Origin of the sequence: Janthinobacterium fluminis, from assembly GCF_028595325.1 — a bacterium.
GTDB lineage: Bacteria > Pseudomonadota > Gammaproteobacteria > Burkholderiales > Burkholderiaceae_D > Janthinobacterium > Janthinobacterium fluminis.
In genome coordinates this window covers 480795-500116 of sequence record NZ_JAQQXR010000003.1, presented here as the reverse complement: position 1 = coordinate 500116, position 19322 = coordinate 480795, and the positions used below count along the sequence as shown (strand labels likewise).

General features: G+C 72.8%; 2 protein-coding genes. Both read right to left on the bottom strand.

What is annotated here, in order from left to right:
- Positions 1-7: 7 nt before the first annotated feature.
- Positions 8-6535 carry a non-ribosomal peptide synthetase gene (locus OIK44_RS10780; RefSeq protein ID WP_273670747.1) on the bottom strand — a complete coding sequence of 2176 codons (6528 nt, stop codon included), beginning with the start codon at positions 6533-6535 and terminating at the stop codon, positions 8-10.
- Positions 6536-6653: 118 nt separating this feature from the next.
- Positions 6654-19292 (bottom strand): non-ribosomal peptide synthetase, encoded by a 12639-nt coding sequence (locus tag OIK44_RS10775; RefSeq protein WP_273670746.1) that lies wholly within the window; start codon positions 19290-19292, stop codon positions 6654-6656.
- Positions 19293-19322 lie beyond the last annotated feature (30 nt).

The following is a 19322-nucleotide window of genomic DNA, read 5'->3' as shown; positions in this document are numbered from 1 at the left end:
GTCCATATCATGCCCTCTGTTTTTGCTGCTGCAACTGGGCCAGGCGGCGGCGCCCGTCGTTGAGCTGTTGCTCGATCTGCGGCAGCCCGATGCCGCCGGCGCCGGCGCCGGCGCGCTGCAGGTGGCCGGCCAGCGCGCGGATGGTCGGGTAGTTCAGCAGGTCGACGATCGACAGCGCGGCGTGGCCGCGGGCGCGCAGTTGCTGGTGCACCCGCGCCAGCAGCAGCGAATGGCCGCCCAGGTCGAAGAAGTTGTCGTCGATGCCGGGCTGGGCCACGCCCAGCACCTGCGCCCACACGGCGGCGATGGCGCGTTCCAGGTCGCTGGCCGGGTCGGCCGCGCGCGGCGCCGCCAGCGGCGCCGGCGGCGGCAGGCGCCTGGCGTCGAGCTTGCCGTTGCGGGTCAGCGGCAGCGACGCCAGGAACACCACATAGGTGGGCAGCATGTACTTCGGCAGCAACTGCGCCAGGTGGGTCTTCAGCGCCAGCGCGTCGCCCTCCAGCGCGGCGTCGGCGACGACATAGGCGCTGATGCGCTTGCCGCCGGCCTCGTCGACCACGCGCACGGCCGCCTGGCGCACCTTGGCGTGGCGGCACAGGGCGCTTTCGATCTCGCCGAGCTCGATGCGGAAGCCGCGGATCTTCACCTGGCCGTCGATGCGGCCGAGGTAGCGCAGCACGCCGTCGGCGTCGAAGCTGGCCAGGTCGCCGGTGCGGTACAGCAGCGCGCCGGGGGCGGCGCGGAACGGGTCGGGCCGGAAGCTGGCCGCGTTCAACTCGTCGCGGTTCAGATAGCCCTGCGCGACGCCGTCGCCGCCCGCATACAGCTCGCCCGGCGTGCCCGGCGGCACCGGCTGCATGAACTGGTCCAGCACATAGATCTGCGTGTGGGCGATCGGCCGGCCCAGCGGGATCGCCTCGACGCCGTCGGCCTGCGCCGGCGTGACGTCGTGGGTCGTCGTGAACGTCGTGTTTTCCGTCGGGCCGTAGCCGTTCGTCAGGCGCAGCTCCGGCAGCGCCGCCAGCAGCTTGCGCGCGTGCGCCGGCGACATCGTCTCGCCGCCGGTGATCACCTGGCGCAGCGGCGCCAGCACCTGCGGTTTCTCGTCGACGACGGCGTTGAACAGCGAGGTGGTCAGGAACAGCGTCTGCACCCGCTGCTGGGCGATCAAGGTTTCCAGCACGGGGATGCTGGGCAGGGTGTTCGGATACAGCACCAGCGTGCCGCCGTTCAGCAGCGCGCCCCAGATTTCCAGCGTCGACGCGTCGAAGCTGGCGCTCGACATCTGCAGCACGCGGCCGTTGCGCTCGAAATCGACGTAGCCGGCCTGCTTGACCAGCCGCGCCACGCCGCGCTGGCGGATCACCGCGCCCTTCGGCGTGCCGGTAGAGCCGGACGTGTACATCACATACGCCGGCGCCGCCGCGTCGAGCGTGACCGGCGGGTCGCCGGCCGGCAGGGCGGCCAGCCCGCCGGCCATGCGGTCGAGCAGCACCAGCGGCGTGGCCGCGTTGAAGCGCGCCAGATAGCGCTCCTGCGTCAGCACGATGCAGCAGGCGCTGTCGTGCAGGATGGTGTCGATGCGCTCGCGCGGGTCTTCCACGTCCATCGGCACATACACCGCCTCGGCCTTGAGCACGGCCAGCATCGCGACGATCAGTTCGGGCGAGCGGGCCAGGTGCAGGCCGACGCGCTGGCCCGGCGCGACGCCGCGCTCGGCCAGGTGGCGGGCCAGCTGGTTGGCGCGCACGTTCAGCTGGCGGTAGCTGAGCTCCTGCTCGCCGTCCGTCAGCGCCAGGGCGTCGCCGCGGCGCGCGACCTGCTCGGCGAACAGCGCCGCCAGCGTGGCCTGGCCCTGGTAGGCGGCGCCGGCGCCGCTGAACTGTTCGAGGACCTGCGCGCGCGTGGCCGCCGGCAGGAAGTCCTGGGCGTGGTGCGGCTGCGCCGGCGTCTCCGCCATCGCCGTGAAGACGGCCAGGTAGAAGTCCGACAACTGCTCGGCCTGGGCCCGGCTCAGCTGGGTGGCGTCGTAGTCGATCTGGATCGACAACTGGCGGCGCTGCAGCCGCGAGGACAGCGTCAGGTGCTGGAAATGCACGTTCAGCGCGAAGTTGGTGCCCTCGTTGACCTCGCCGCTGTCGAGCGTGTCGACGACCTCGAAGCCGAGATCGGCGTCGAGCCGCTCATACACGTGGAAGTCCATATAGTTGAACAGCACGTCGTCGAGCAGGGCCTGGCGGCCGAAGCGGCGCTGGATCTCGGCCAGCGGGAAGCGGCGGAACGGCATGCCCTCGCACTCGTTGGCGAACACGGCGCGCACCGTGTCGCGCCAGGACGCGTCGCGCGCCAGCTTGAAGCGGAACGGCAGCGTGTTCAGGAACAGGCCGTACAACTGGTCGCCGCCGACCTCCTCGGGACGGCCGTTGGTCGGAATGCCGGTCAGGATGTCGGCCTCGCCGGTGACCAGGCTCATCACCTTGACGTGGCCGGCCAGCAGCACGCTCTTCATCGGCACCGAGGCGTCGTGCATCAGCCGCTGCAGGCCGGCGTAGACGGCCTCCGGCAAGTCCAGGCGCAGCGCCTTCAGGCTCGGCGCGGCGCCCTTCGCCCGCGCGCCCTGCAGGCGCGGCAGGCGCAGGATGGTGCAGTCGGCCAGCTTGTCCGACCAGTAGTTCTGGTGCGCCGGGTCGGCCACGGCGGCCAGTTCCATTTCGACGAAGTCGCGGTAGTTCACCGCCAGCGGCGCCGGCTCGGTGAAATGGCCGTCGCCGTTCAGGCCGGCGTAGCGGTTGAACACCTCGACGATCATCGTGTGGTAGCTCCAGCCGTCGAACACCGGGTGGCATTCCGTCATCGTGAACTGCAGCGAGCGGTCGCCGCGCAGCTGGATGAAAAAGCGCAGCAGGCTGGGCTTCGACAAGTCGAACGGCGTGTTGCGCTCCGTCTCCAGCAGGGCCTTGATGCGCCGCTCCTGGGCGGCGTCGTCGAGCCCGCGCAAGTCCTCGACCACCAGCGGCAGCACGGCGTGGCCGTGCACCACCTGCAGCGGCTGGCTGTAGCCGGCCAGCTCGAAGGAGATGCGCAGCACGTCGTGGCGCGCCACCGTGTCCTGCACGGCCTGGCGGAAGGCGGCCTCGTCGAACGGGCTTTTCAGGCCGATGTGCGAGGTGCCGGTGCAATGGTAGACGTTCGATTCCGGCGCCAGCTGCATGTGATAGAACATCGCGCCCTGCATCCGGCTGAGCGGATAGGCGTCGACGGCGCCGGCCGGCAGGCGCGCCCGGTCTTCCGCCTCGATCAGGCTGAAGGGCTGGCGCGCGTCGGCCGGACGGGCCGCGGCCGGGGCCTGGCGCGCGGCCGCGGCGGCCAGCGCGGCGATGTTCTGGTGCGCGAACAGGTCGACCAGCGCCAGTTGCAGGCCGAGCGCGCGGGCCTGGCCGATCGCCTGCACGCCGCGCAGCGAGTCGCCGCCCAGCGCGAAGAAGTTGTCGTGCACGCCGATCTGCTCCAGCCCCAGCACGGCGCACCAGATCTCCACCAACTGGCGCTCCGCCTGGTTCGACGGCGCCGCGTAGTCGCTGGCCAGTTGCGGCCGGGCGGCGGCCGGCGCCGGCAGCGCCTTGCGGTCGATCTTGCCGTTGTGCGTCAGCGGCAGCGCGTCGAGGAAGACGAAGCTGGCCGGCACCATATAGTCCGGCAGGGTGGTCTTCAGCGCCGCGCGCAACTGCTCGACCTTGACGGCGGCGTCGTCGGCGACGACATACGCGACCAGGCGGGCGTCGCCGTCGACGCCGTCGCGCAGGGTGGTCACGGTGGCCTCGCGCACCTGGGCGCAGTGGCGCAGCGCCGCCTCGATCTCGCCGAGCTCGATGCGGAAACCGCGGATCTTCACCTGGTCGTCGGCGCGGCCCTGGTACTCGACGCTGCCGTCGGCCAGGAAGCGCGCCAGGTCGCCGGTCTTGTACAGGCGCGCGCCGTCGCTGTGGCCGGCGGCGCCGGCCAGCGCGGCCGGCCAGGCGATGAAGCGCTCGGCCGTCAGGGCCTCGCGGCGCAGGTAGCCGGTGGCGACGCCGGCGCCGGCGACGTGGATTTCGCCGGTGACGCCGATCGGCACCGGACGCAGGCGCGCGTCAAGGATGAACAGGCGCAGGTCGGGGATGGCGACGCCGATCGGGCTGGCGCCGCTGCGCAGCGCGTCGGCCGCCGTGATCGGGCGGTAGCTCACGTGCACCGTGGTTTCCGTGATGCCGTACATATTGATCAGGCGCGGCGCGGCGTCGCCGTGGCGGGCGAACCAGGAGCGCAGGCTGGACGGCTCCAGCGCCTCGCCGCCGAACACCACGTAGCGCAGTTTCAGCGCGCCGGCCGGCGCCGCCGCGGCGGCGTCGGCCGCGCTGAACAGCTTGAACGCGGACGGCGTCTGGTTCAGCACCGTCACGCCCTCGTCCAGCACCAGCTGGTGGAAGGCTTCCGGCGAGCGCGACACCAGATACGGCACCACGACCAGGCGGCCGCCGTACAGCAGCGCGCCCCAGATCTCCCACACGGAGAAGTCGAAGGCGGTGGAATGGAACAGCGTCCAGACGTCGTCGCCGTGGAAGCCGAACCAGGCGTCGGTGGCCTTGAACAGGCGCATCACGTTATGGTGCGTCACCATCACGCCCTTCGGCGTGCCGGTCGAGCCCGAGGTGTAGATCACATACGCCAGCTGCGAGGGCTGGCAGGGCAGATCGAGGTTCTCGTCGGACATCGAGAGGATGAACAGCAGCTCGCTGTCGATGCCGACCGTGTCGATGCCGGTGCCGTCGAACAGCGCGCTGTGCTCGGCGTTGCTGATGACCAGCGACACTTGCGAGTCGGCCACGTAGAAGCCGACGCGCTCGGCCGACAGCGCCGGGTCGATCGGCAGATAGCCGTAGCCGGCCTTCAGCACGGCCAGCATCGCCACCACCAGGTCTTCCTGGCGCGGCAGGCAGATGCCGATCAGCGCCGCGGCGTCGGCGGGCGCGCCGGCCGCGCCGAGCGAGCAGCGGATGTAGTGCGCCAGCTGGTTGGCGCGCGCGTTCAGCGCCTGGTAGCTGAGGCGCTGCCGGCCCGCGCTGAGCGCCTCGGCGTCCGGCCTCAGGCGCGCCTGGCGCTCGAAAGCCTGGTGCAGGCAGAGCTCGACCGGATACTCGGCCACCGGCTGCTGCCAGCACGACAGCAGCGTCGCCCGCTCGGCCGCCGACAGCAGCGTGTAGTCGGCGATCGGCTCGGCGCCGCGCTCGCCGATCTGCGCCAGCAGCGTCGTGTAGTGCTCGCCCAGGCGAACCATGGTGGCGGCGTCGAACAGGTCGCTGCTGTATTCGAGCGCGCAGCGCACCTGGCCGTCGACGTTGTCGAGCGACAGCGTCAGGTCGAACTTGGCGGTGTCGACGGGGATGTCGAGACGCTCGACGGCCAGGCCGTCGAACTGCCAGTGCTGGCCGGACGACTCCTGGTAGGCGAACATCACCTGGAAAATCGGCGCGTGGCTCAGGTCGCGCTCGGGGCGCAGCGCCTGCACCACGCGGTCGAAAGTGACGTCCTGGTGCGACTGGCCGTCCAGCACCACGCGGCGCACCTGCTGCAGCAGCTCGGCGAAGCTGGCCTCGGGCTGGACGTCGACGCGGAAGGCCAGCGTGTTGACGAAGAAGCCGATCAGGTTTTCCAGCTCCAGGCGGCTGCGCCCGGACACCGGCGAGCCGACCACCAGGTCGCTCTGCCCCGTGTAGCGGTGCAGCAGCACGTAGAACGCCGTCAGCAATTCGATGAACAGGGTGTGGCCCTGGGCGCGCGCGCTGTCCGCCATGCGCGCCGTCAGCGCCGGCGGCAGGTCGAAGTAATGGGTGGCGCCCTTGAAGGATTGGCGCGCCGGGCGCGGCCGGTCGTGCGGCAGGGCGATCGGCGTGACGCCGCGCAGCTGCGTCTTCCAGTAGTCCAGCTGCGGCTCGACGGCGGCGGCGGCGCCGCGCTGCCATTCGGCGAAGTCGGCGTACTGGATCTCCAGTTCCGGCAGCGCCGGCTCGGCGCCCTCGCGGAAGGCCCGGTAGCAGTGCGCCAGCTCGCGCCCGAGTATCTCGGCCGACCAGCCGTCCGAGACGATGTGGTGCATGGTTAGCGCCAGCACGTGCTGCTCGTCGGCCAGGCGCAGCAGGCGGCAGCGCAGCAGCGGCGGCCGCGCCAGGTCGAAGCCCTGGTGGTAGGCGTCGAGCAGGAAGCGGCTGACGCTGTGCGCGTCGGCGGCGTCGGCCTCGCTCAGCTCGACCGGCAGGGTCAGCGTTTCCAGGCAGCGCTGCTGCAACACCTGGTCTTCGTACTGGAACACCGTGCGCAGCGATTCGTGCCGCTGCACCACGGCGTTCAGCGCGGCGGCCAGCGCGGCGCCGTCGAGACGGCCCGTCAGGCGCAGCGCCGTGACGATGTTGTACTGGGCCGTGGCGGGCTCCAATTGGTCCAGCAGCCACAAACGCTGTTGGGCAAACGATGGCGTAAACAAATAGGATGAGGCCTGCATATGCGCTTTCTTCTGTTGGTTGTTGAATTGCCACATAACGTCAATGAAAGAGCGGCCCCCCCTCGTCGGGCCGCCCCGGTGCTGCTCCACTGCTCCTTACCTGCTCCTTACCTGCTCCTTACTTGCCGCTGTCGAGGGCCGCCACGCGCCGGCCCTCCCTGGCCGCGCGCGGAATCGCGCCGCCGGCGGCGACGCCGGCGCCGCGGCGCTGCCCGACCAGCAGCGCCAGCTGCGCGATCGTCGGCTGGTCGAACACCTGGCGCACCGACAGGGCCACCGCCAGTTGCTGCTCGATGCGCGCCATCATCCGCAGCGCCTTCAGCGAATGCCCGCCCAGGTCGAAGAAGCTGTCGTCGACGCCGATGTCGGCGCGCCCCAGCACCTCGCACCAGATCGCGTGCAGGGACTGTTCCAGCGGCGTGGCGGGCGCCCGCCCGGCGCCGGCGCGCGCCGCCGGCGCCGGCAGCGCCTTGTAATCGAGCTTGCCGTTGGCCGTCTGCGGCAGGCTGTCGAGCACCACGAAATGGTTGGGCACCATGTACTCCGGCAGGCGCGCGCGCAGGTACTCGCGCAGGGCCGCCGCGCCGGGGCCCTCGCCGCGCTCGGCGACGACATAGGCGACCAGGCTGGCGTCGCCCGCCGCCGCGCCGTCGCGGTGCAGGGCCACGGCGGCCTGGCGCAGCGCCGGGTGGACCGCCAGCTGCGCCTCGATCTCGCCCAGCTCGATGCGGTAGCCGCGCAGCTTGACCTGCTGGTCGCGCCGGCCGACATAGTCCAGATTGCCGTCCGGCAGGGCGCGCACCAGGTCGCCGCTGCGGTACAGGCGCCCCGGCGACGCGGCGAAGGGGCTGGCGACGAAGCGCTCGCGGCTCAGCTCCGCGCGCCCCAGGTAGCCGCGCGCCACGCCGGCGCCGCCGATGTACAGCTCGCCCGTGGCGCCGAACGGCAACGGCCGCAGTTGCGCGTCGAGCACGTACAACTGGGTGTTGTCGATGGGCTGGCCGATCGGCACGCTGCCGGCCAGGCGCTCGCCGGCCGCCACTTCATAGACGCAGCAGCCGACCACGGTTTCGGTGGGGCCGTACTCGTTGAAGATGCGGATCGCCGGCGCGCCGGCGCGCCACGGCGCCAGCGCCGCGCCCGGCAAGGCTTCGCCGCCGACCACCATCGCCGCCACGTTGGCGGCCGCGCCGGCCGGCAGCGTCTGGCCCAGCAGCTCCAGGTGCACCGGCGTGATCTTCAGCAGGTGCGCGCCGCCCTCGGCCGCCAGTTGCGCGGCCAGGCCGGTGGCGTCGCGCTCGTCCGGCACGATCAGCACGGTGCCGCCGGCGATCAGCGGCAGCCACAGGCTGGTGATGGTGGCGTCGAAGCTGATCGACGAGTGCAGGAAGGCGCGCGTGTGCGCCCCGGCGCCGTAGGCGCGGCGCGCATACGTCAGGTAGTTGACCAGGCCGCGGTGCTCGATCATCACGCCCTTCGGCTGGCCGGTCGAACCCGAGGTATAGATCACATAGGCCAGGCTGGCGGCCGTCGGCGCCTGCGCCACGGCGGGGTGGGCCGGCGCCGGCGGCCACGGCCCGTCGACCAGCAGCACGGTGCCGCTCTGCTGCGGCAAGGCCGCCCGCAGCGCCGTCTCGGTGATCAGCAGCGCGGCCCGGCTGTCGGCGACCATGTAGGCGACCCGCTCGGCCGGATAGGACGCGTCGATGGGAATGTAGGCGCCGCCGGCCTTCAGCGTCGCCAGCATCGCCACCACCAGTTCCGGGGTGCGCCGCAGGTACAGGCCGACCAGACGGTCCGGGCCGACGCCGCGGGCGCGCAACTGCGCCGCCATGTGCTCGGCGCGCCGCTCCAGCTCGGCGTAACTGATGTCCGCGCCCTGGTAGCGCAGCGCCGCCCGCTCCGGCGTGGCGCGCGCCTGCGCCTCGAACAACTGGTGCGCGCAACCGTCGAAGAAGGGCCGCGCGGGCGGCGCCCAGGCCGCCAGCAGCGCCGCGCTTTCCTCGGGCGCCAGCATCGCCACCTGGTCCAGCGCGGCGTCGGCGCGCGCGGCCAGCGCCTCGACCAGCTGCAGCAGGTGGCGCGCCAGCCCCTCGGCGGCGGCGGCCGTGTAATGGCGCCGCTCGTAGTGGATGTGGCCGTGCAGGCCGCCGCGCGCCGACAGCACCACCGTCAACGGGAAGTTGGTGCGCTCGGCGGCCTGCTCGAAGCGGAACAGCGGCTCCTGCGGCGCGGCGCTGCCCGGGTAGTTTTCAAACACCAGGATCGACTCGAACAGGCCGCCCTGCCAGTCGATGCCGGCCTGCTGCTTGATGTCGGCCAGCGACAGGCCGGTGTGCTGCTCGTTCTCCTGGTGCTCGCGCTGGATGCGCCGCAGCCAGTCGCCGACCGGCGCCGCGCCGTCGACGCCGATGCGGGCCGGCACGGTGCAGATGAACAGGCCGACCATCGCCTCGATGCCGGGCAGCGCGCCGGCGCGGCCGGACACGGTGACGCCGAACAGGCAGTCGGCGCTGCCCGTGTAGCGCTGCAGCAGCAGCGCCCAGGCGGCCTGCACGACGGTGCTGACGGTGACGCGCTGGCCGCGGGCGAAGCCCTCCAGCGCGCGCTGCGCCTGCGGCGCCAGACGGAACTCGGCGCGGCCGATGCCGTCCTCCGGCGCCAGCACGGCGCGCGCCGCCGGCAGCGGCGTCGCCTCGGCCAGCCCGCCCAGGCGCTGGCGCCAATGGGCCGCGTCGGCGTCCTGGCGCAGGCGCTGCGCCTGCAGGTAGTCGCGGAAAGGCCGCGGCTGCTGCGCCGGCGCGCCGCCGCGGCACACCTCGCCGACCTCGTCGAGCAGCAGTTGCACCGACCAGCCGTCCAGCAGCGCGTGGTGGTGGCTCAGCACCATGCACTGGCCGCCTTGCGGCAGTTGCAGCAGCGTGATGCGGTACAGCGGCGCGCGCAGGTCGAAGCCCTCCAGGCGGTCGGCCAGCAGGAAGGCGTCCAGCGCCGCCGCGTCGTCGGCCCCGCCGGCGCGGCAGTCGCGCTCGCGCCAGTCGGGCGCGGCGCGCTCGCTGACGAGCTGCAGCGGCGTGCCGGCCGTGACCAGGTCGAAGCGGGTGCGCAGCGCCGGGTGGCGCTCGGCCACCCGTTGCCAGGCGGCCCGCAAGGCTTGCGGCGCCACCGCTTGCGCCAGGCGGAAGCACAATTGTTCGACATACAGGCTGGCCGCCGGCGCGCTCAGCGCGTGGAACACCATGCCCTCCTGCGTCGGCGTGAGCGGATAGACGTCGCGCAGCTGCGCGTCGCGCGCGCACAGCAGGTCCGTCTGCGCCTGGTCCAGCGCGGCCAGCGGGAAGTCCGACGGCGTGTGCTGCGGCGCCGCCTGCGCCGCGCAATGACGGATCAGCGCGCCGAGGCGGGCGCCGAAATCGGCGGCCAGCGCGCGCACGGTGGCCTCGCGGTGGCAGCATTCGCTATACGTCCATTCCACCGTCAGCGTGGCGCCGTGGACAAAGGCGTCCACTTCCAGCAGATAGGCGCGCCGGTTCTCGGCCGCCTGGCGCGGGCCGGTCGGCAGCGCCGACACGCCCAGCAGCGGCGCGCGGGTGAAGCCATGGTCGAAGCGGCCCAGATAGTTGAAGCACAGCTCGCCGCCGGCCGGCGGCGCCTGGTCCGCGCCGCCATACGCCAGCAGGCCGAAGCCGGCGCCCTGCTGCGGCACGCCGCGCACCGCCTCCTTGACGGTTTTCAGCAGCGCGTCGAGATCGTCCGCGTCCGGCCCCAGCGCCACCAGCACCGGATAGATGGTGGTGAACCAGCCGACCGTGCGGCTGACGTCCGGCGCCGCGTCGAAACCGTCGCGGCCGTGGCCCTCCATGTCGATGCGCCAGTCGCGCCCGCCGCCCCAGCCGCGCAGCGTCGCCGCCAGCGCCGCCAGCAGCACGTCGCTGACCTTGGCGTGGTAGGCCGCCGGCGCGGCGGCCAGCAACTGCCGCGTCGCGTCGGCGTCGAGGGCGAACACCACCTTGCGCGACGAGGCCGCGCTGTTGCGCGCCGCCGCCATGTCGAGGTCGCGCGGCAGCGGCGTCACGGGCCGCGCCAGATAGTCGCGCCAGAAGCCGGCCTGGGCCGCCATCGCGGCCGTACCGGCGCTGTGCGCCAGATGGCCGGCCCACTGCTGGAACGAGGCCGTCTTGGCCGGCAGCGCAAGCGCGCGGCCCGCCGCCAGCGCCGCGTAGGCGTGCAGCAGGTCGTCCAGCAGGATGCGCCAGGAGACGCCGTCGACCACCAGGTGGTGCACGACCACCAGCAGCAGGGCGCCGCCGGCGCCGTCGAAATGCACGGCCTTCAGCAGCGGCCCCGTTTCGATGTTGAGCATGCGCTGGTGCTGCGCCAGCGCCTGGCCCAGCTCGCCGGCGTCGGCCGGCAGGCGGCAGCGCTGCAGGCGGAACGGCGTCGCCCCGGCCGCGCCTATGCTGGCCTGCCACTGGCCGCCGACCTTGCTGTAGCGCGTGCGCAGGCCGTCGTGGTGCTCGAGCACGGCGGCGAAGGCCGCCTCCAGCGCCGCCAGGTCCAGCGCCGGCGCGACGTCGAACAGGTAGGACTGGTTGAAATGGTGGGGATTGGCCGCGTTGTACTGGAAGAACCAGCGCTGGATCGGCGTCAGCGCCAGCGCGCCGCCGACCACCTGCTCGGCCGCCGGCGCCGCCGGCCCGGCCCGCGTCACGCTGGCCAGCTCGGCGATGGTCGGGTACTCGAACACCATGCGCGGATGGATCAGCAGCCCGGCCTGGCGCGCCTTGAAGACGATTTGCAGGCTGAGGATGGAGTCGCCGCCCAGCTCGAAGAAATTGTCGTTGACGCCGACGGCCGGGCATTCCAGCACGCCCTGCCAGATCTCGGCCAGCGTCGCCTCCAGCGGCGTGCGGGCGGCCGCGTGGGGCGTCGCCGCCGTCTTCACGTCGAGCCGCGCCAAGGCCTCGCGGTCGATCTTGCCGTTGCTGGTCAGCGGCAGGGCCGCCAGCGCGACGATCTCGGACGGCACCATGTAGCTGGGCAGTTGCTCGGCCAGGTGGGTGCGGATCGCCGCCGTGTCGCCGATGCCCTCGGCCAGCACCACATAGGCCAGCAAATGCTTGCGGCCGTGGCGCTCCAGCACGGCGGCGGCGGCCTCCAGCACGAAGGGGTGGCCACTCAGGCTGGCCTCGACCTCGCCCAGCTCGATGCGGTAGCCGCGCAGCTTGATCTGGTGGTCGCGCCGGCCGAGGAAGTGCAGCACGCCGTCCGGCGCGTACTTGACCAGGTCGCCGCTCTTGTACAGGCGCGCCGACGGGTCGGCGCTGAAGGGGTCGCTGACGAAGCGCTCGGCCGTCAGGTCGGGCCGGTTCAGGTAGCCGCGCGCCAGGCCGGCGCCGCCGATGTACAACTCGCCGACGGCGCCCAGCGGCAGCGGCTGCATGGCCTCGTTCAGCACGTACAGGCGGGTGTTGCGGATCGGCCGGCCGATCGGCACGGCGCCCGGCATGCCGCACTCGCCGGCGGCGATGTCGTGGATGCAGCAGCCGACGGTCGCCTCGGTCGGGCCGTACTCGTTGATGACGCGCACGGCCGGCGCATGCTCGCGCCAGAAGCGCAGCGCGTTGGCGTGCAGGGCTTCGCCGCCTATCACCAGCACGGCCGTGTGGCTGGCCGCCCCGGCCGGCAGTATTTTGCTCAGCAATTCCAGGTGGGCCGGCGTGATCTTCGCCAGCGTCAGGCCGGGCTGGTTCTGCCACAGCTCGCCCAGGCAGGCGATCTCGTCCTCCTCCGGCACGATGAACAACTGCTTGCCGGTCAGCAGCGGCAGGTACAGGCTGGTGATGGTGGCGTCGAAGGCGATCGACGAATGCACCGGGTTGCCGATGCCGTCGGCGCGGTCGTAGACTTCCAGCGCGTGCGCCAGGTAATTGCTCAAGCCCCGGTGCGGCATCATCACGCCCTTCGGCTGGCCGGTCGAGCCGGAGGTGTAAATCACGTAGGCGAGGTCGTCGGCCGCCACCTCCAGACCGAGGTCGCTGGCGTCGTTGCCGGCCAGCGTAGCCTCGAAGCGGTCCAGCACGAGCGCGTCGGCGTCGGCCGGCAGCTTGCCGGCCAGCCCGGCGCTGGTGATCAGCAGCCGCGCCGCCGAGTCGCGCAGGATGAAATCCAGGCGCTGCGCCGGCAGGCCGGCGTCGATCGGCAGATAGGCGGCGCCGGCCTTGAGCACGGCCAGCAGCGCCACCAGCAGGTGCTCGGAGCGCGGCAGGAACACGCCGACCACGCTGTCGCGGCCGATGCCGGCGCCGCGCAGGTGGCGCGCCAGCCGGTTCGCCCGCTCATTCAAGGTGCGGTAATCCTGCCGCGCGGCGCCGCAGGACCAGGCGGTGGCGCCGGGCACGCGCCGCACCTGCGCCTCGAAGCGCTGGTGCGCGCACCAGTTCGGCAACGCCACCTCGGTGGCGTTCCATTCGTGCAGCAGCAACTGGCGCTCGTCCGGCGCCAGCATCGGCAATTCCGCCACGGCCCGCTCCGGCTCGGCCGCGACGCTGCCGAGCAGGTGCACGAAATGCGCCGCCAGCCGCGCCATCGTCTCCGGCAGGAACAGCGCGCTGCGGTACTCGAACTTGCCGCTGAAGTGGGCCTCGTGCTCGTCGATGAACAGGGTCAGGTCGAACTTCGCGGCCGGCGTGTCGATGTTGGCGCTGCGCACGCGCAGCGCCTGGTCTGCGCCGGCCGGCGCGCGCCGCCCCGTGAAGGCCAGCATGACCTGGAACAGGCCCTGTCCGGCGCGCTCGCGGCGCGGATCGACGGCGTCGACGACGCGCTCGAACGGCACCTCCTGGCTGGCCAGCGCGGCGGCGCTGTTGTCGCGCGCCGCCGCCAGCAGCGTCAGGAAGGACTGCCCCGGCGCCAGCCGCGCGCGCAGCGCCACGGTGTTCAGGAACAGGCCGACGACGCCGTCGAGCTGGGGCAGCGGACGCACCGCGACCGGCACGCCGACGCAGATGTCGCGCTCGCCGGTGTAGCGGTGCAGCAGCAGCTGGAAGGCGGCCAGCAGCACGTTGAAGGCGGTGGTGCCGCAACGGGCCGCCAGCGCGCGCACGGCGGCGCTGGCGGCGCCGTCGAGCGCGAAGTGGGCGCCGCCGGCGCGGCGGTCGCGCTCGCGCGCGGCGTCGCGGGGGAAGTCGGCCGGCAGCGCCAGCAGGGGCGGCAGGCTGGCGAAGGCCGCCTGCCAATAGGCCAGCTGCGGCTGCCACGCGGCCTGGCGCCGCGGCGAGCGGTCCCAGCGCGCAAAGCCCTGGTAGGACAGCGCCAGCGGCGCCAGGTCCGCCGCGCGGCCCTGCTCCAGCGCGGCGTAGATGGCCGGCAGCTCGTCGTCGAGCACCGCCATCGACGCTTCGTCGAGCAGCAGGTGGTGGGCCACCAGCACGACGGCGCACTGGCCGGCGCCGCCGAGCAGCACGCGCAGCCGGTACAGCGGCTGGCCCAGCAGCTCGAACGGCGCGCCGGCGTCGGCCTCGGCCTGCGCCCGCACGGCCGCCTGCCACGCGGCGGCGTCGAGCGCGCCCAGCGCCTGCGGCCGGCATGGCGGCAGCGGCGCGGCCGCCGACTGGCTGACCGCGCCGCCGTCCAGGCCCAGGCGCGTGGCGAACACGCCGTGGCGCGCCAGCAGCAGGTCCAGGCTGCGGCATAGCAGCGCGGCGTCGACGGCGCCGTCGACATGCTTGACGACGCCGATGTTGTAGGCGGCCGAGCCGCCGTCAAGCTGCTCGACGAACCACATGCGCTGCTGCGCGAAGCTGAGCGGCGCGGCGCCGGCGCCGTCCAGCAGCAGCGGGTCGAGCGCCGTGTCGGCGCGCAGCCGGCGGGCCCGCAGCGCCAGCTCGGCGATGCTCTTGTGCTCGAACACCTCGGCCACGCCGAGGCCGATGCCATGCTCGGCGGCCAGCAGCGCCGCCGCCTTCGCCGCCAGCAGCGAATGGCCGCCCAGCTCGAAGAACGATTGCGCGCGGCCGATGCCGCCGCGGCCCAGCAGTTGCGACCAGACGGCGGCCAGCGCCGTTTCGATGTCGCCCCGCGGCGCGGCGTCGGCGGCGACGGCGCCGCCCTGCTGTTCCGGCCGGGGGAAGCGGGCCCGGTCGACCTTGTTGTTGGGCAGGCGCGGGAAGGCCGCCAGCGGCACCAGGGCCGCCGGCAGCATGAACTCCGGCAGGCTGGCGCGCAGCTGCGCCTGGAACCCCGCCAGGTCGGCGCCGTCCGGCGCGTCGAGCAGCACATAGGCGACGACGGCGCTGGCGTCCAGATAGTCGGCGCGCACCATCGCCACCGCGTCGCGCACGGCCGGCAGGCCGCGCAGCACGGTTTCGATTTCGCCCAGCTCGACGCGGAAGCCGCGGATCTTGACTTGCTGGTCGATACGGCCCAGGTATTCGATGTTACCGTCGGGCAGCCAGCGGGCCAGGTCGCCGCTGCGGTACAGGCGGCTGCCGGCGGCGCCGAAGGGGTTGTCGACGAAGCGCTCGGCGCTCAGCTCGGGGCGGCGGTGGTAGCCGCTGGCCAGGCCGACGCCGCCTATGTACAACTCGCCGGCCACGCCGATCGGCAATTGCTGCATCTGCCCGTCCAGCAGGTGGATCTGGGTGTTGTGCAGCGGCTTGCCGATGTGGATGCGGGCGGCGTCGGCCGGCAGCACGGCATTGCTGGCGCTGACCGTGGCCTCGGTGGGGCCGTAGGAATTGACGAAGCGGCGCCCCGGCGCCCATTTGCGCAGCAGGTCCAGGCCGCAGGCTTCGCCGGCGACGATCAGCACTTCCAGCGCGGGCAGCGCGGCGAAGGGCAGCGCCGCCAGCGCCGACGCCGGCAGCGTCGCGTGGCTGACGCGCTGGCGCTCGATGAGCGTCAGCAGGTCCGGCCCCGGCAGCAGCGCCCGCGCCGGCGCCATCACCAGCGCGCCGCCGGCGCACAGCGTCATGACGATTTCCCAGATCGAGGTGTCAAAGCTGAACGAGGCGAATTGCAGCACGCGGCTGGCCGGCGTCATCGCCAGCAGCGCGATTTCCGCCTCGGCCAGGTTGCACACGCCGCGGTGGCCCACCAGCACGCCCTTCGGCCGCCCCGTCGAGCCGGAGGTGTAGATGATGTAGGCGCTGTCCTCGGCGCCCACATGGACGGCCGGCGGCGTCGCCGGGCAGCGCGCGATGGCGGCGGCGTCGCGCTCCAGGAACAGCGTCTCGACCGCCACTTCGCGGTAGACGTCGGCGAATTTCTCCTGCGTCAGCAGCAGGCGCAGGCCGGCGTCGCCGATCATGAAGCGGCGCCGCTCCAGCGGATAGTCGGGGTCGACCGGCACGTAGACGCCGCCGGCCTTGAGGATGGCCAGGAAGCCGATCACCAGCGCCGGCGAGCGCTCGACGCTGATGCCGACCGTGGCGTTGCGGCCGACGCCCAGGCCGACCAGGCGCTGCGCCAACTGGTTGGCGCGGGCGTCCAGCTCGGCGTAACTGAGTTGTTCGGCGCCGAAGACGACGGCCACGCCGTCCGGCGTGGCGCGGGCCTGGCGCTCGATCAGCTGGTGGATGCAGAGCCGGTCGCTGAACGGCGCGGCCGTGTCGTTCCAGGCCGCCAGCGTGGCGCGCTCGCCCGGCGCCAGCAGCGCCAGGCGGCCCAGCTCGGCCTGCGGCGCGGCGACGATGGCGCCCAGCAGGCACTCGAAATTGGCCGCCATGCGCGCCACCGTGGTGGCGTCGAAGCGCTCGCTGGCGTATTCCAGCAGGCCGGAAAAGTGCTGGCCGTCGTCCCACATTTCCAGCGTCAAGTCGTATTTCGCCGTGGCGTTGTCGAACTGCGCCGGCGCCGACACGCGGGCCGGGCCGACCCGGCGCGCCGCCGGCGGCGCGTCCTGGTAGGCGAACATCACCTGGAACAGCGGCGATACGCCGGGCTCGCGCGGCGGATTGAGCAATTCCACCAGTTTATCGAAGGGCATCTCCTGGTGGGCGATCGCCTCCAGCACGCCCTGGCGCACCTGGGCCAGCACGGCCGCGAAGCTGGCCTGCGGGTCGACGTCGCTGCGGATCACCAGGATGTTGACGAGGAAGCCGACCAGATCGGCCAGCCCCGCCTGCTGGCGCCGCGCCAGCGGCGTGCCGACCAGCACGTCGCGCTGCTGCGTGTAGCGCTGCAGGAAGGTGGAGAAGGCCGCCAGCAGCGCCATGTACGGCGTCGCACCGTGCGCGGCGGCCAGCGCCTTGAGGTCGCGCGTCAGCGCCGCCGGCAGGGTGAAGGGGAAGCGCGCGCCGCGCTGGCTGGGCGCGGCGGCCGGCGCCCGGTCGTAGGGCAGTTGCGCGACGGCCGGCAGCGCCGCCAGGCGCGCCAGCCAGTAGCGGCTGGCGTCGGCGAAGGCGGCGCCGTCGAGCTGGCGCGCCTGCCAGTCGGCCACGTCGAGCAGCGTCAGCGCCGGCGCCGGCGTGGCCGCGCCGGTCTGGCCGTCCAGCGTGCGGCAGTACGCGCCGAACAGCTCTTCCCAGATCAGGTTCAGCGACCAGGCGTCGGCGACGCTGTGGTGCAGGCACAGATACAGCACATGCTCGGCCGGCGCCAGGCTCAGCACGGCCACGCGCAGCAGCGGCGGCTGCGCCAGGTCGAAGGGGCGGCGCGCGTCGGCCGCCAGCCAGGCCTGGGCCGCCGACGCCGAGGCCGGCGCCAGCCAGTTGACGGCGGCCGTCGCCGAGGCGTCGATCTCGGCCACCGCCTCGCCGCGCTCCAGCACGAAGCGCGTGCGCAGCGCGGCGTGGCGCGCCAGCAGCGCGTCGACGGCGCCCTGCAGCGCGGCGCGCTCGACCGGCCCCTCCCAGATCGCCGTATAGGCCATGTTGTAGACGCAGCTGTCCGGCGCCAGGTGCTGGTGGAAGACGATGCGCTGCTGGTCGGCGCTGGGCAGGCCCCGTTGCGCGCCGCGCGCCTGCGGCGCGGCGGCGTGGCCGCCGGCGTCGCTGGCCAGGTAGAGCGCCAGCGCGGCCAGCGTCGGCTCGGCGAAGAAGCGGCCGAAGGGCACGCCGACGCCGCTCATCTGCTGCACCTGGGCCAGCATGCGGATGGCCAGCAGCGAGCTGCCGCCCAGCGCGAAAAAGCCGTCCTCGACGCCGACGCGGTCGATGCGCAGCACCTGCCGCCAGATCTGCGCCAGCTGCGCCTGCAAGGGCGTCAGCGGCGCGTCGGCGGCGCCGCCGGCGGCGCGCAGCGTCAGCTCCGGGCGCAGCGCGCCGCGGTCGATTTTGCCGTTGGCCAGCATCGGAAAACTGTCCAGCAACTGGTAGTGCGAGGGGATCGCGCCGGCAATCAGCTGCGGCGCCAAAAAGGCCCGCCACGCGGCGGCGTCGGGGACGGCCGCGCCGGCGCGCAGTTTCAGGTAGGCGATCAGGATTTTCTGGCCGGCGGCGCCGTCGACATAGTGGACGATCGCCTGTTTCACGCCGGCGTGGCGCTCCAGCGCGCTCTCGATTTCGCCCAGCTCGATGCGCTGGCCGTCGATCTTGATCTGGAAGTCCTTGCGGCCGGCCAGTTCCAGGTCGCCGTTGTCGAGGCGCCGGCCCAGGTCGCCGGTGCGGTACAGCGCCAGCCCGGCCAGCTCGCCGGCGCCGGTGAAGAAGGGCGCGGCCGCGCCGGCCGGCGCGTGCAGGTAGCCGGCCGACATATGCGGCGTGGCGATCAGCACCTCGCCGACGACGCCGTCGGCGACCAGGCAGCCGTCCTGGTCGACCAGATAGGCGGCCGCGCCGTCGATCGGCCGGCCCACGGGGATCACGGCGCGGCTGCGGTCGGCGATGCCGACCTCGTAGTGGAACTTGGCCAGCGTCGTCTCGGTCGGGCCGTACAGGTTGAACAGCCGGGTGTTGCCCAGCTCCAGGGCGTAGAAGCGCTCGACCAGCGAGCCCTTGAGCATCTCGCCGGCCAGCGCCGCCACGCGCAGCCGCGCCAGGCCGGCGGCCGCGCCCGGCTGCTCCAGCAGCATCTGGAACAGCGATGGAATCATGTGCGTGATGCTGATGCGCTGCTGGGCGAACCAGGCCAGCAGCGCCATCGGCGCATACACCAGCTCGCGGCTGGGCGGGATGCACAGCGTGGCGCCGTGCAGCAAGGGCAGCAGCAGGTCGCGCAGGAAGGGGTCGAACATTTGCGCCGTCAGCAGGCTGACGCGGTCGGCCGGCGTCAGCGCCAGGGCCCGGCCCTCCCAGCCGATGAAGTGCAGCAGGCTGTCGGTGCGCCCCAGCACGGCTTTCGGCGTGCCGGTCGAGCCCGACGTGAAATACAGATAGCAGTGCGGCGCCGCCGGATACTCGGCGGCGCCGGCCGGCGCGGCCGCCGCCACGTCGTCGAGCAGCAGCACGGGCGGCGGCTCGGCGCCCCGCGGCAGCGCCGTTTGCAGCAGCGGCAGCCATTGGCGCTCGGTGACGACCAGGCCGATGTCCAGCTGCGCCAGCAGCAGCGCCAGCCGGCCCGCCGGCAGCAGCGGGTCGAGCGGCACGAAGACCTTGCCCGCGCCCATGCTGCCGAGCGCGCCGCGCACCAGCGCCAGCGACTGCGGCAGCAGCGTCACCACCATCGGACTGGCGCCGCAGACGGCGGCGACGGCGCTGCGCACCCCCTCCAATTGCCCTTGTAACTGCCTATAACTGAGCGGCCCACCCTCGCCATCGATGGCCAGATGGTCGGGGAAACGCGCAGCGATTTGACTGAATTCAAGCAATATGTTCATGACGCACTTTTTTTCAATGGTGGAGGGGGG

Excerpts from the sequence above, each read along its gene's own strand:
- OIK44_RS10780 (WP_273670747.1), bottom strand. The coding sequence starts at position 6,535 with ATGCAGGCCTCATCCTATTTGTTTACGCCATCGTTTGCCCAACAGCGT.
- OIK44_RS10775 (WP_273670746.1), bottom strand. The coding sequence starts at position 19,292 with ATGAACATATTGCTTGAATTCAGTCAAATCGCTGCGCGTTTCCCCGAC.